Origin of the sequence: Hydrococcus rivularis NIES-593 (assembly GCF_001904635.1) — a bacterium.
GTDB lineage: Bacteria > Cyanobacteriota > Cyanobacteriia > Cyanobacteriales > Microcystaceae > Hydrococcus > Hydrococcus rivularis.
This window is the reverse complement of the sequence record NZ_MRCB01000006.1, coordinates 167,278-179,402: the sequence shown is the minus strand read 5'-3', so window position 1 is coordinate 179,402 and position 12,125 is coordinate 167,278. Positions and strand designations below refer to the sequence as shown.

General features: G+C 43.6%; 12 protein-coding genes. 7 read left to right on the top strand and 5 right to left on the bottom strand.

The window, feature by feature from the left end; genetic code table 11:
- Positions 1–221: 221 nt before the first annotated feature.
- Positions 222–491 (bottom strand): transcriptional coactivator PipX, encoded by a 270-nt coding sequence (gene pipX, locus NIES593_RS07800; RefSeq protein WP_073599033.1) that lies wholly within the window; start codon positions 489–491, stop codon positions 222–224.
- Positions 492–577: 86 nt separating this feature from the next.
- On the opposite strand from pipX, the gene NIES593_RS24005 reads away from it, so the two are divergent.
- Together NIES593_RS24005 and NIES593_RS07795 are read left to right on the top strand one after the other, a co-directional pair.
- Positions 578–754, top strand: a complete 177-nt coding sequence (locus tag NIES593_RS24005; protein WP_175561071.1) for a hypothetical protein — start codon at positions 578–580, stop codon at positions 752–754.
- A gap of 141 nt (positions 755–895) precedes the next feature.
- Positions 896–1,993 carry a class I SAM-dependent methyltransferase gene (locus NIES593_RS07795; protein ID WP_073599032.1) on the top strand — a complete coding sequence of 366 codons (1,098 nt, stop codon included), beginning with the start codon at positions 896–898 and terminating at the stop codon, positions 1,991–1,993.
- On the opposite strand, the gene NIES593_RS23480 is transcribed toward NIES593_RS07795, so the two are convergent.
- Positions 1,938–2,174 carry a hypothetical protein gene (locus NIES593_RS23480; RefSeq protein WP_139253654.1) on the bottom strand — a complete coding sequence of 79 codons (237 nt, stop codon included), beginning with the start codon at positions 2,172–2,174 and terminating at the stop codon, positions 1,938–1,940. The two genes, NIES593_RS07795 and NIES593_RS23480, sit on opposite strands and share 56 nt — an antisense overlap.
- Before the next feature lie 118 nt (positions 2,175–2,292).
- On the opposite strand from NIES593_RS23480, the gene NIES593_RS07790 reads away from it, so the two are divergent.
- A complete protein-coding gene (locus tag NIES593_RS07790) occupies positions 2,293–3,192 on the top strand; it encodes a ferritin-like domain-containing protein (protein ID WP_073599031.1) in 900 nt (299 codons plus the stop codon).
- Between the two features lie 104 nt (positions 3,193–3,296).
- Here the strand turns inward: NIES593_RS07790 and NIES593_RS07785 are convergent, their stop codons facing one another.
- Both NIES593_RS07785 and trxA read right to left on the bottom strand, forming a co-directional pair.
- Entirely contained in the window at positions 3,297–4,367 is a 1,071-nt protein-coding gene (locus NIES593_RS07785) for an LOG family protein (RefSeq protein ID WP_073599030.1), read from the bottom strand.
- A 166-nt stretch (positions 4,368–4,533) separates the two neighbouring features.
- Positions 4,534–4,857: a thioredoxin gene (gene trxA, locus NIES593_RS07780; protein ID WP_015142938.1), complete on the bottom strand. Its 324-nt coding sequence runs from the start codon at positions 4,855–4,857 to the stop codon at positions 4,534–4,536.
- 485 nt (positions 4,858–5,342) lie between these two features.
- On the opposite strand from trxA, the gene pcrA reads away from it, so the two are divergent.
- Complete coding sequence (gene pcrA, locus NIES593_RS07775; protein ID WP_073599029.1) at positions 5,343–7,682, top strand: DNA helicase PcrA; 2,340 nt, start codon at positions 5,343–5,345, stop codon at positions 7,680–7,682.
- A gap of 63 nt (positions 7,683–7,745) precedes the next feature.
- Here the strand turns inward: pcrA and NIES593_RS07770 are convergent, their stop codons facing one another.
- Entirely contained in the window at positions 7,746–8,783 is a 1,038-nt protein-coding gene (locus tag NIES593_RS07770) for a FecCD family ABC transporter permease (RefSeq protein ID WP_083602370.1), read from the bottom strand.
- A gap of 339 nt (positions 8,784–9,122) precedes the next feature.
- Here NIES593_RS07770 and NIES593_RS07760 point away from each other — a divergent pair, with 339 nt between their 5' ends.
- The 3 genes from NIES593_RS07760 to NIES593_RS07750 are packed head-to-tail and all read left to right on the top strand — an operon-like array spanning position 9,123 to position 12,081.
- Entirely contained in the window at positions 9,123–9,311 is a 189-nt protein-coding gene (locus tag NIES593_RS07760; protein ID WP_175561070.1) for a hypothetical protein, read from the top strand.
- Positions 9,312–9,360: 49 nt separating this feature from the next.
- Positions 9,361–9,846 carry a DUF4079 domain-containing protein gene (locus tag NIES593_RS07755; RefSeq protein WP_073599028.1) on the top strand — a complete coding sequence of 162 codons (486 nt, stop codon included), beginning with the start codon at positions 9,361–9,363 and terminating at the stop codon, positions 9,844–9,846.
- Positions 9,847–12,081 (top strand): ComEC/Rec2 family competence protein, encoded by a 2,235-nt coding sequence (locus NIES593_RS07750; RefSeq protein ID WP_073599027.1) that lies wholly within the window; start codon positions 9,847–9,849, stop codon positions 12,079–12,081. It begins immediately after the preceding gene.
- Positions 12,082–12,125 lie beyond the last annotated feature (44 nt).

The window sequence follows — 12,125 nt, the reverse complement described above, 5'->3', positions numbered from 1 at the left end:
GGTTGTATGTACGTGGTTCTTTTTTGAGGCATTCCTCCAAAAATACACATCCTTAAACGAGCGCCCATATTTCTATAACCTCGGTAGGTGTATTTTCCGTATTTACTTATCTTTACATAGTTTGTTTTTTCTCGCCGACTTACTTAAAGGCGGGTTCTTTTAGACGAAGTGTTGGTAAGTCTCTCGCGTTTTTAATAGATAAACTCGCCCCTACTAACCAATCACTGAAAAGTTCGCTGATAAATATCATAGAGCTGTTTATATTCTTGAGACGACTCGGCACGGCGCAGTCGGCGCAGACGATTTTCTACCAACAGGCGAGCATTAGAGCGACTAATGGTTTCAAAGGAGATTCCTTGTGAGGTCGTTGTTACCAAGAAAAAGAGGCGCTGAGCATAGAGAGTAGTAAATATTTCTTGGTTTTCATCGAGCAGACATACTCTGTAGAGCAGTCCAAATGTTGGATGATTCAAATAGGTTTCGTTACTCATCTAAATTCAAAGGAGTCCCCAACATAGTCGAGCAAATTATAAATAATAGCTATTGATGTAATCTTAACCTTCTATGTGTCCAGCTTATGCAAACTGTTCTTGCAGAGAAGGCAATTGTAGGGAAAGTATCATCAATTGCTAACACAACAACAAACTGTCGCGATAGCTTATACAATTTAATAGTTTTGGGCGATCGCTCCAAGCACATAGTAGAAATGACACAGATGTTGGCAAGCGATCGCAACTTAATAAAAGTAACCTAGAGAATGATGATTCGACCTAGCTCGACGTGACTCAATGCATAGAGAGCGACGATCTGCCTCTAGTCACTCAGATTGAGTATATTAACAAAAAGATACAAAAGTTCATTTTGTTGGTCGCACTTTGCCATTATCTGTTGACGTATGCAATCCACACCGAACATTGACCAATTAATCCCCAGTCTCGATACGCTAACAAAAGCAGCTTATCAAGCTTTTCAAGACGGAAAAAGCTTTTTTGGCGTTGCTCATAAGAGCATTAGCGATCGCCTTATTAACATATTTCTCCCAGAACGAGAAAAAAAGGTCAAGCCCCTGTCTCCAAAAGCGCTACTCATGCTTCAGGAGAAGCGAACCCAACTTCTCGAAACCGACTGGCGAGATGCAGAAAATGGAGTTTATCCAGTCAGCTTATTGTTTGAAAATCCTTGGGAGGATTTCTTCCGCTACTACCCAGCCGTCTGGATAGATATGCCGAAAATCTGGGAACGAGTACGCAACAAAGAATATCAAAAGTTCGATTCCGAAATCGACCGCGAAGGCTATCCTCGTTACTACCTGCAAAACTTTCACTATCAAACAAATGGCTACTTGAGCGATATGTCTGCCAATCTATACGACTTGCAAGTAGAAATTCTTTTCAATGGAACAGCCGATCCCATGCGGCGGCGGGTTCTCAAACCCTTAAAAGAAGGATTATCTGCCTTCGCTTCGGTGCTGGCACCACAAATTCGAGTGTTGGATATTGCCTGCGGAACGGGTCGTACCCTGAAGATGATTCGCGCCTCTCTTCCCAAAGCCTCTCTATTCGGCGTAGATTTGTCTCCAGCCTATTTGCGCAAAGCGAATCAACTGCTGTCGGAAAATCCGGGGGAATTGCCGCAACTATTGCAGGCAAATGTAGAGGAACTGCCTTACTTAGACAATTACTTCCACGGCATTACCAGCGTTTTCCTCTTTCACGAGCTGCCTGCTGAGGCGCGTCAGCGGGTTATCGACGAGTGTTTTCGCGTCATTCAACCGGGCGGAGTCTTTGTCATCTGCGATTCAATGCAAAAAACGGATTCGCCAGAAGAATTTGAGGTGATGATGGAAAACTTCCCGGCGATATTCCACGAACCTTACTACAGGCACTACGTTACCGACGATCTCGTAGAACGCTTAGAAAAAGCCGGTTTCCAGGATATTAAGACGGAAAACCACTTTGTAAGCAAGTATTGGATCGCTCATAAGGGCGATTAGCAATAGAAGTGGCTTTTTCTTTGAACGATTGAATGTTCTTGACAAAAGAAGACAGATGAAACAATTGGCAATTGTCAATTGGAATCATACCAATTTTTATGTTTTCGCGATCGACATTCTTCTCCCCTCTCCCTATTTGGGAGAGGGGTAGGGGGTGAGGGCGATCGACTATCTCTGTCATTAATGAATGAAAAATAGTATAAGAGTCTTGCTGCAGAGAGGCATAACTCCTTTCTCAGGTGAAAACCTCGTTAAAATACTCAATAGTTTTCCGAAAGTACATAAAGTACATAAAGAACATGACTGTCGCCTATCCCCGCAAATTCAACAATTCCATGAGCGCCCGCGACATTCTCAAACGAGTCGTGGAAAACCGCGAAATTCACATGATTACTCTCAATCGCTACCGCTATAACGAACAACGTAGCTGTAAAGATCTCACCGATTTAATTGAAAGGCTTAACGGTAAGCCGAAAGAATTAGTACAAGATTTGTCCCGCCATATTGCTGAGGAAGCTCGCCATGCGATGTGGTTGACTGATTTATTAGTGGAGCTAGGGGCAGATATTGGCAAGCCTCCAGGCGTGTCCTACATTGATGAATTTGAACGCTTGCTAGACCAAGATGCCTACAACTCAGAAAACAAACTCGAGGACGGTATTATTGCTGCTCTAGCATCAATTAACGTCACCGAAAAGCGTGGGTGTGAGTATTTCTCTGCTCATATTCATGCCCTCAAAGAAGCTCCTCAAACCGAAGAAAATATCAAAATTCGAGAAACGATTGAAAAGATTTTCCCAGAAGAAGCCGGTCACGTTCGTTGGGGAAATCGCTGGCTTACTAAAATTGCCCAAAAAAGCCCAGAACACAGAACTAAAGTAGAACAAGCCAAACGCAAATATGCAGCAATCGAACAAGCTGCTTTTGAAGCTGGCATGGATATTATGGCAGGTGCGGAACTTCGCCGAATCAACAAACTGATGGAGATTGCCAATACCATGTCTGTTTGGGAACGTCCCCAATATCTGATGGAACGCTTGCCCCAGACTCTATTTGCTCCCGAATTACAGGAGATCCGAATTGAAGCTGCAAAACGCGCATGGAATCGCAATCCCCAAGAATTTGTGGAGAAGTTCGTGCCGATGTTCTTAAATGGCTTGACTAAAACACAAAACCAGCAAAAGACAGCCAAAGTCTAAAATACAAGGGTGGGCATTGCCCACTCATCCCTTGCTCGCGTTGAAACTTAGAATTGGCATAAGTTTTAGATTCTCGCGATCTCATCCTCGCCAATCGCCAACAATCATTTACGTTCGGGATGATCGGCTTCAGAGACAAAATAACTCATGCGATTGATCTGATTGATTAGTTGATACAAGCGCCCAAAGCTGCGTTGGTTGAAGTGAAAAACCAGACGGGGTAAATGCTCGGTTTCACTCCCGATTTCTTGGGGTAGGGCGCCACTTTTTTCAATTCTGCCTTCAGCGAGGATGTCGCTATACTCTTCATTGAGTTGCTCGACTTGAGCGTCTGATAGTTCGCAGTTGAGACGCATGACAAATTGTTTGCCAACATAGCGGCTGGAGTGATAGACCTGATAAAAGTTACGAATCGTATCGCAAGCGATGCTTAAGTTGTCCGTGATGGTATAGAGGTTAATATCCTCTGGACTAATCAAACCCCTCTCCAGCAAATTTTTTTGAACATGCTGATTCCAACTCAACCAATAATCGCCTCCGGGTTCGTCGATCAACACTAGAGGCGCGGGACCATATTTACCTGTTTGGCAGAGGGTCAGCGTTTCAAAGGCTTCATCTTGAGTGCCAAATCCGCCTGGAAAAAGGGCAACAGCGTCGCTTTCTCTGAGGAAAAAGAGCTTGCGCGTGAAGAAATACTTAAAATTAATTAACTTCGAGTCGTTAGCAATAAAAGGATTGGCTTCTTGCTCGAAAGGTAGGCGGATATTTAAACCAAAAGAATGCTCTCGTCCCGCTCCCTCATTACCTGCTTGCATGATCCCGCCACCTGCGCCCGTCAATACCATAAATCCCAATTGAGTTATTCTACGAGCAAAGTCTACAGCCAAGCGATATTCCGAACTATTGGCAGAAATGCGGGCAGAACCAAAAATAGTTATCTTACGAATATGGCGATAGGGATAAAAAATTTGAAATCCTTGTTCTAAATCTTCTAGTGCAGCGGTTAGAATCTTCCAATCCAAGCGATCGACTTCTTCCCCCGCGATTCTTACTAGCACTGCTAGCGCTCGCTGAATTAATTTGCCATATTTAAGGGTTGGCAACTGTTTGATGAGTTCCGCTAATTCTTCTGGGAAAGCCGATTCGAGGTTATTTTGGGGATGGGATACAGCCATATATTTGTTAGGTAGGCTACTATCATTTTATCTTTATGGGATCTCTGCCTCAAAGATTGTTGTATCGAATGATACGCGATCGCTTCTTTGGCACAAGACTATATAAGAGCGCAAAATGCGCCTTAGACAACCTAAAGCGCACCCTTAGTCAGAGTAATAGTATCGTTTAGAGATATTTTTCTAAAGTATTTGCCAAGGTGGTTTTGGGAACCGCACCTACCACCATATCCACTCTCTGACCTCCCTTGAAGATCATTAGCGTAGGAATGCTGCGGATGCCGTACTGACTGGCCGTGTTAGGATTCTCATCGGTGTTGAGTTTAACGACCTTGACTTGACCTGCATATTGTTCGGCAATTTCATCTACTACTGGCGCCACCATACGGCAAGGTCCGCACCAAGGTGCCCAAAAGTCCACCAATACGGGAACGTCGCTATCTAAAACCAGTTCTTTAAAAGTTGCATCTGTGACGGGAGCTGCTGCTGACATACCGAAAATCCTTTCTCTATCTCAATTCTATTGAATACTTACAGATTCTACCATAACGAAAACTCGCTCTATTTCAACCAAAAATGTATATAATTTTAGGAAACATTCATCTTCACTCGCAGCTAATGCTGCACGGAGTTTCCTCTACCTATTTTATCAATCGGGTGCATTCTTTAAAAATAAGAAACCGCCCGAATGTAAAGCGGGCGGAGTGTGGTGTGAGGAGTGAACGGAAACATTTGTCTCCGCTATCTCTATTTTAAGAGACAAATTCCACTTTGATGAGTACTTTTCAATTCAATTAAGAAAATTTTTTTCCGATCTAATGATAGGCTAGGTAGGTTTACTCTATCGTCTGTTCCGGAGTTGATGAGCCAACTCTTCTTTTGCTGCTAATTAGCTTCTAATTAATTGAGGGAAACCGAATATCATAGTTGAGTAGCGTAGCTTCTGTGTCCTGTTGTTTTTTTGACTCCTGAAGACTCATGACGACCGATCGCAATTTTTTGAGTCAACTCAACCCTTCCCAACGTCGCGCTGTCGAACATTTCTGCGGACCTTTATTAGTTGTTGCTGGGGCAGGTTCTGGGAAAACTAGGGCATTGACTTACAGAATAGCTCACCTCATTCGCCACCACCAAGTCGATCCAGAAAATATTCTTGCCGTGACTTTCACTAACAAAGCTGCACGGGAGATGAAAGAAAGGATCGAGGCAATTTTTGCCCAAGATTTGGCGCAAAACAAATACGGGCAAAGATTAGAATTATTAGCAGAATACGAACAAAAACAATTGCGATCGCGCATTTATAAAACCATTACTAAAAAACTTTGGATTGGCACGTTCCACAGCTTATTTGCTCGCATTCTCCGCTACGATATCAACAAATACCAAGACGAACGAGGACGGATTTGGACGCGAAATTTCTCTATCTTTGATGAATCTGACGCGCAAAGCCTGGTTAAAAATATCGTCACCAAGCAATTAAATTTAGATGAGAAGAAGTTCGACCCTCGCTCCATTCGCTATCAGATTAGCAATGCTAAAAATTTAGGCTTATCTCCCGAACAATATCTCAAAGAAAATCCTCATTACAAAGGACGAGTTATTGCAGAAGTATACGACGGATATCAAGCACAACTTGCCGCTAACAATGCCCTTGACTTCGACGACTTAATTTTAATACCAGTCAGACTATTTCAACAAAATGAATCTATCTTAGGCTACTGGCATAGTCAATTTCGTCATATCTTAGTCGATGAATATCAAGATACCAATCGCATTCAATACGAACTAATTCGCCTTCTCTCTACCAATGGCGAGACGAGAAAAAGCGAGTGGAATTGGCAAGGAAGGTCTATATTTGTAGTTGGCGATGCCGACCAATCGATCTACAGTTTTCGGATGGCAGACTTTACAATTTTGCTGAATTTCCAATCGGATTTTGGAGATGGCTTACCAGATGAAGACACTCGTACCATGATCAAGCTGGAAGAAAATTATCGTTCCAGAGAAAATATTCTTCAAGCCGCCAATTCTTTGATCGAAAATAATACCCAACGCATCGAAAAAGTTCTTAAACCTACGCGAGGATTAGGAGAACAAATTTATTGCTATAAGGCAGATAACGAACAAGCAGAAGCTGAATTTGTTATTAATAAACTTAAGCATTTGAGAGAAGAAAATCCAGAATTAGATTGGGGAAGCTTTGCAATTTTATATCGAACTAATGCCCAGTCTCGTTCCTTTGAAGATGCTTTGATTCAGAGAAGCGTTCCCTATACTATTGTCGGGGGATTTAAATTCTACGATCGCCAGGAGATTAAAGATGCTCTAGCGTATTTGCGAGTCGTTTCTAATCCTGCTGATACAGTTAGCTTGCTGCGAATTATTAATACTCCGCGTCGAGGAATTGGCAAAGCAACAATTGAGTTACTTATAAGCGCTTCTCAGGAATTAAGCGTTCCCCTCTGGGAAATTTTAAGCGATGAAACATCAGTTAATACGCTAGCGGGACGCGCAGCAAAAGCTATTAATAAATTCGTAAAAACCATTCAGGAATTTCAAGAACAGATAGAGACGCTTTCTGCGGCTGAAATCCTCCATCAAATCATGGAAAAGTCCGGCTATATCGACGAGTTAAAAAGCAAAGGAACGGAGGAAGCCGATAACCGCCTAGAAAACGTTTACGAACTCAATAATGCTGTTCTCCAATTTCAACAAGATACAGAAGATACAACGCTAGAAGGATTTTTAGCAAATGCTTCGTTAGCTTCCGATTTAGATAATCTAGAAGAAGGTCAACAGAAAGTTTCTTTAATGACCTTACATTCTGCAAAAGGACTCGAATTTCCCGTCGTGTTTTTAGTTGGTTTAGAACAGGGATTATTGCCTCACGGTCGCAGCATAGACGACCCGCTAGCATTAGAAGAAGAACGCCGCCTTTGTTACGTTGGGGTTACTCGCGCCCAAGAACAGTTATTTTTAACCTATGCAAAGGAACGCTATACTTGGGGGTCGCGAGAAACAAAAATTCCCTCTCAATTTTTGCAAGAGTTGCCGAAAGAATTAATTAGTAGCAATATCAAGCCAAAAATTTATTCGCGTCGTCTCATTGCTAGCAAACCTGCTGGGGGGGCAATTTTAAGCGATCGCGACTTGAATTGGTCGGTTGGCGATCGCGTCGTTCATCAAGTATATGGAGAAGGAGAAGTTACCCATATTTTAGGATCGGGGAAAAAAGCAACGCTAGCCATTAAATTCTCCGATCTCGGGCAACAAAAAATTATCCCTCCAACCGATCCAAAGTTAGCGCCGATGCAGTAGATTTAACGCTTAAAGTAAAAAATAGCTGCAATCTTCGATGAGCGTGGGGAAAGGGAGAGGATCTCACTCAAACGAACGGCGGTAGAGAAACCAAACAAAAAGAGGCGAACCTAATAGAGAAGTTACTACACCGACGGGTAATTCTACGGCTCCCAGACGAGCGAGTAAATCGGAAATGGATAGAATTAAAGCCCCCCCTGCCGCGGATAGAGGGATTAGCCATCGATAATCGTTGCCTCCCATCAACAAACGCATGGCGTGAGGAACGATCAAACCGATAAAACCGATTAGTCCTGCCATGCTGACGGCACTAGCAGCGAGTAAGGTAGCCGTAGCACCGATTAATAAGCGCGATCGCCCCAGATTAATCCCCAAACCGACTGCCAGTTCGTCTCCTAAATTTAAAACATTGAGATAACGCCCCAACAAACCAGCGCAGATTAAAGCGATAAGAATATAAGGGCCCGCCATTGATACTTCCGGCCATCCTCGTCCGTTGAGGCTGCCTACAATCCAATTTAGGGCAGTTTGGATGCGACCTTCTTCGGATAATATGAGCAAGGTAGTTTGCACGGCACCAAATAGAGAAGAGATAGCAACACCGCCCAAAATTAAGCGTTCTACAGCAATTCCATTGCCCGTTCGCGCCAGAAAATAAACGATCGCAGTCGTTAAAATCGCTCCCAGCCAAGCTGCAAAGGGAATCCAAGCTTGAGAAATCCCCAGCGTCACCATCGCAATTACGATTAAACCCGCTCCGGCTGAGATTCCCAAAAGAAAAGGTTCTGCCAGGGGATTGCGTAGCATTCCTTGTAATAAAGCACCAGACGTTCCCAGGGCAGCACCGACAGCGATCGCCGCAACCACGCGGGGTAGGCGTAGTTGCCAGAGAATGGTTTGGTTAACGGAATTGCCTTGATGCCATAGGGCTTGCCACAATTGAGATAAACTGAGATGGACGGCTCCCAGAGATAAAGAAATGGCAAAAGTTAATATCAAAGCAGCACTGACTAGGAGAATCGTTATTCCGATGCGGTAACTAAATGCCGTTGTCTGCTGTTTTTGACTCGATGGCAACTTCAAAGGATTACTAACTTTCACGATGCAGGATTTACTTATTGTTGTTTGAGCCGGATAAAACAGTACTGACTCCAAGACCAATATAAACACTTCCTGCGAAATAGCGCTGAGTTCGCAGGAAACGCAAATTTCCTCTCAGCCATTGTCCAAGCGTTCCGGCTACTAGAGCGTAAAGTCCATCGCTAATGATTACCATTGTAAACTTCATCAGTTAGGGGTTGTTATCCCACCTTAATAGCACTGTGTATAGCTTTGGTCTGCTAGTTTATTGCTAACATAGTCCTTTGCGAAAGGGTATAGGTTCTCAAAGGAAAACCCTACAAGTTCGGCAAAGGCGAGATCCTCAAAACTATAGAAACCATGCTGCAAAGTCTAGCCTTCGAGTTTGAAAATCGTTCCGCAGTCTATCAAGCCGTACAACGCACCAAGCAGGGACAGGCAGATTTTTCTGATTATCTCATTAGAGCAATCGCGCGTCAGTCAGGTTGTAGCGAAACAGCTACTTTCGATCGCAAGCGTTTGGGCAAGAAAGGATTTCACTGTCTTTAAGATATGATTACAATAAATTAATTAAATTTAAGAAAAATTAAGTAAAACTATGGGAGAACGCTTAAGCGAGCTGCTAGAGCCGATCGCGGCATGGTTTCGTAGTTTAAACACGCCAGAACCCATCGTTCATTGGGGACACCCAGTTATGATGGGGATCGTCGTCTTCGTGATGGGGAGTTACGTTGCCTATGCGGGATGGCGCAGCCGACTTACCCAAGATGGCGAAATTGCCATGAAAAATCGCGCCGATCATCGCCAACTTGCCCCCTTGATGTTCCTGTTTATCGCGCTAGGTTATATGGGTGGAGTGTTGTCCCTCGTCATGCAACGCCAGCCTATTCTAGAAAGTCCTCACTTTTGGACGGGTTCGGTGGTACTGATTGTCTTGGCAATTCAAGCTACCATTGCATTAACTGGATTCGGCGGCGCACAAAAAGAATTATTCAGAACCTTCCATGCCTATTTGGGTAGCGCGGCAATGATTTTATTTATCGTTCATGCGATACTGGGTTTAAACCTCGGACTTTCTATCTAGATGAACCGCGACAGTTGGACAGTTCTCTGTTTGGCATATGCGATCGGATTATTGTCCACAGGTGTTTTAGAACTTTCTAATCCTAACCCTTCCTGGCAGCAGTGGATTGCAGTAGCCGTGGGGTTAGGATTTTTCAGTATTGTAGCAGCGATATCAATGCCGCGATTTTGGCGCAGAGAACCAAGATGGCAGCTATGGCTTGTAGCAGGATTAGTGGCAATTTTGGCTGTAGCCTACTTTCAATTCCGAATTCCTCAGCCAGGAAGTAATGATATCAGTCGCGTATTAGAGAAGGGAAATTCTAAGAGTCAAATTGTTACCGTTGGAGGCAAGATTTTAACTCAAGGGAAACTGACAAGCAACCAGCGAGTTCAATTCTGGTTTGAGGCGAAGAAGCTTGAGAATACTAACGAGCAAGTGACAGGAAAGTTATATGTCACTGTTCCTATATCGAAGGGAACGGATTTATATCCAGGTCGGCAGTTAACCGTTACTGGCATTTTATATCAACCGCGATCGCCTGCTAATCCGGGATCGTTTGATTTTAAGACTTATCTAGCGCGTCAAGGAGCGTTCGCCGGATTAAAAGGGCAACAAATCCAGTTCAAAGAAAGGAAAAAAGCACCACCTTGGGGGTTGTGGCAACTGCGACAGCGAATTATCAACGCTCAAATTCGCTGGTTGGGCAATCGAGAAGGATTGCTTGTCAGTTCGATGGTTTTGGGACAACGGGCAGTCGATTTACCGCACAACATCCGCGATTCGTTTATTAAAGCTGGTTTGGCTCATGTGCTGGCAGCTTCTGGATTTCAAGTATCTTTGTTGTTGGGTGCCGTCATCAGATTGACGGGAAGTTTGTCTCCTCAGAAGCAATTTATTTCTGGACTTTGTACGCTAGGGTTGTATGTCGGTTTAACTGGCATTCAACCATCTGTAATGAGAGCAGCAGTAATGGGTGTCGGGGCACTCATTGCGCTAGTTGCAGATAGGAAAGTGAAGCAATTGGGTTCGCTGCTGTTGGCAGGAACGATCTTACTGTTATTCAATCCTCTATGGATTTGGGATTTGGGGTTTCAGCTTAGTTTTCTTGCTACCTTCGGATTAATCGTCACCATGCCAGCGCTAGAGAAGCGATTGGATTGGCTGCCACCCGCGATCGCAACGTTTATCGCTCTTCCCCTGGCTGCTTCCTTGTGGACATTTCCCTTACTACTGCATGTTTTTAGCGTTGTGGCAACTTACAGCATTCCCGCCAATATTATTAGCGCACCTTTAGTAACGGCAATTAGTTTGGGGGGAATGGTGAGTGCAACTGCTGCTGTAATCTATCCCCTAGCCGGAAGCGCGATCGCGGGAGTACTATACTATCCTACTTATTTTTTAATACAAATCGTCCAATTTTTCACCACCTTACCAGGCAGTTCTTTAGCAGTAGGACAACTGTCTTTGAGTCTGATGCTACTGATTTATGGGCTGATGGTCTTAGTTTGGCTCAATCGCTGGTGGCAGTCTCGCTGGTGGTTGGTAAGCTTGTTGATAATAATTTTAATCGTAGTTCCGATTAGATATAATCGACTAAATTTACTTCAAGTATCGGTATTTGCCACGAAACAAGAGCCAGTTTTAATCGTTCAAGAGCGCGAGAAAGTCATCTTAATTAATAGCGGCGATCTGAATACGGCAAAATATACAATTATTCCTTTTCTCAATCGCCAGGGAATTAATCAAATCGATTGTGCCGTCGATTTTACCTCTGGAGTCAATCGCATCGATGGTTGGTCTGAAATTGAGGAAAATTTATCAATTAAACGTTTCTTTAGCGATCGCCCGATATCGCGAACAGAATATCAATCTTTATCTGTTGGTAATAAAATATCCATCGGTTCGATAGAAATTCAGTCAATTAATAACGCATTGCAATTACAAATTCAAAAGCAAATTTGGTTATTAGTAACTGAAAGTCGGGTTGATGCAACAAATTTGGCAATGCTACCCAAAACCGTATCGGTTTTGTTATGGTCTGGAAAATCTCTGGGAAAAAAATGGCTGGATTTAGTCAAACCCGAAATTGCGATCGCGGTTTCGCCTACGCTTAGCCAACAAACTCGACAGCAGCTACAGCAGCGAGGAATTCAGCTATACTGGACGGGGCGAGATGGTGCCATTCAATGGAGGCGCGAGGGCGGTTTTCAGAAAACTATAGAAACACAAGAGCAAGAAGCTAACCTACCCTAGACTACTGGTCAAGCGCTCCCCAATCGCGGTAAAATAAACAGGTA

Coding starts and splice junctions, on each gene's coding strand:
- pipX (WP_073599033.1), bottom strand. CDS start 491: ATGAGTAACGAAACCTATTTGAATCATCCAACATTTGGACTGCTCTAC.
- NIES593_RS24005 (WP_175561071.1), top strand. CDS start 578: ATGCAAACTGTTCTTGCAGAGAAGGCAATTGTAGGGAAAGTATCATCA.
- NIES593_RS07795 (WP_073599032.1), top strand. CDS start 896: ATGCAATCCACACCGAACATTGACCAATTAATCCCCAGTCTCGATACG.
- NIES593_RS23480 (WP_139253654.1), bottom strand. CDS start 2,174: ATGACAGAGATAGTCGATCGCCCTCACCCCCTACCCCTCTCCCAAATA.
- NIES593_RS07790 (WP_073599031.1), top strand. CDS start 2,293: ATGACTGTCGCCTATCCCCGCAAATTCAACAATTCCATGAGCGCCCGC.
- NIES593_RS07785 (WP_073599030.1), bottom strand. CDS start 4,367: ATGGCTGTATCCCATCCCCAAAATAACCTCGAATCGGCTTTCCCAGAA.
- trxA (WP_015142938.1), bottom strand. CDS start 4,857: ATGTCAGCAGCAGCTCCCGTCACAGATGCAACTTTTAAAGAACTGGTT.
- pcrA (WP_073599029.1), top strand. CDS start 5,343: ATGACGACCGATCGCAATTTTTTGAGTCAACTCAACCCTTCCCAACGT.
- NIES593_RS07760 (WP_175561070.1), top strand. CDS start 9,123: ATGCTGCAAAGTCTAGCCTTCGAGTTTGAAAATCGTTCCGCAGTCTAT.
- NIES593_RS07755 (WP_073599028.1), top strand. CDS start 9,361: ATGGGAGAACGCTTAAGCGAGCTGCTAGAGCCGATCGCGGCATGGTTT.
- NIES593_RS07750 (WP_073599027.1), top strand. CDS start 9,847: ATGAACCGCGACAGTTGGACAGTTCTCTGTTTGGCATATGCGATCGGA.